Source organism: Streptomyces carpinensis (assembly GCF_002154505.1).
In the GTDB taxonomy this organism is placed as follows: domain Bacteria; phylum Actinomycetota; class Actinomycetes; order Streptomycetales; family Streptomycetaceae; genus Streptomyces; species Streptomyces carpinensis.
Genome location: NZ_MUBM01000786.1, coordinates 1 through 844, shown reverse-complemented (window position 1 = coordinate 844; position 844 = coordinate 1). Strand labels below are relative to the sequence as shown.

At 73.1% G+C, this 844-nt stretch carries 2 protein-coding genes; both read right to left on the bottom strand.

What is annotated here, in order from left to right; translation table 11 throughout:
• Positions 1-577 (bottom strand): TFIIB-type zinc ribbon-containing protein (locus BZY54_RS48775; RefSeq protein ID WP_483025166.1); only part of this gene is annotated, 577 nt, incomplete at its 3' end.
• A gap of 48 nt (positions 578-625) precedes the next feature.
• On the bottom strand, positions 626-844 hold a 219-nt coding region (locus BZY54_RS48770), incomplete at its 5' end, for a DUF4339 domain-containing protein (protein WP_143668482.1).

Here is an 844-nt window from a genome sequence, read left to right as displayed (position 1 = left end):
GCCGCACCTGCCGGGTGCGGCCCTCGGAGTCCTCCTCCTCCACCCAGTAGTGCTCGCCGCGTTCGCCGGTGTACTGGGTGGTGGTCTGCGCGTCGTACGTCCAGTGCGGCAGGTAGCTGCCCCGGAAGGTCTCCGCGTCGGTGACCCTCTTCAGCTCGTCGGGCGCGAACCAGCGGGACCTGGTCCACTTCGCCAGCGCGGCACGGGCCTGCTTGCGGCCCACCCCGAAGGGCAGTACCGCCTCGGGTACCACGCGCTCGGTGCCGGAGGCGTCCGCGACCAGCGGGGTGGCGCAGAACTGGCACTTGTCGCTGAGCGTGTCGCTCTCGGTCACCGCGCGGCAGCCGGGGCAGGTGTACACCTTCACCCGGTCCGGCGCGGACGCCCGGCGGGGCAGCACGGCCAGCTCCTCGATCGGGTGCTCGGTCACCTGCCGAGGTATCGGCGTGATGTCCTGCTCGTGCTTGCAGTACGGGCAGCGCAGCGCGTACGTCCCGGGCGCGTACTCGCTGACCCCGCCGCACGCCTCGCACTGGAACGATCGGTCGGGCTTCGGCGCGACGTCCTGATCCGCCAACTCACTTCTCCTCGTGATCTGTTGCCGGGAGGCTCCGGGTGGCGGATCTCAGCCCTGCGGGGGCAGCGGCGGCGGGACGTCGGCGAGCAGCGGCGTCAGCTCCGGGACCTGGTCCGCCGGCTGCCAGGCGGCCTGCCCGCTGCGCCAGACCAGCGTGGTACGGGTCAGGTTGCCGGCCGCCACCTGCCCGGCCAGCGCGCTCTCGTCGTACGGGCCCTGCTGCTGTCCGCCGACCGCGAGAAACCAGCGCGGCGCGGTGGGCAGCGG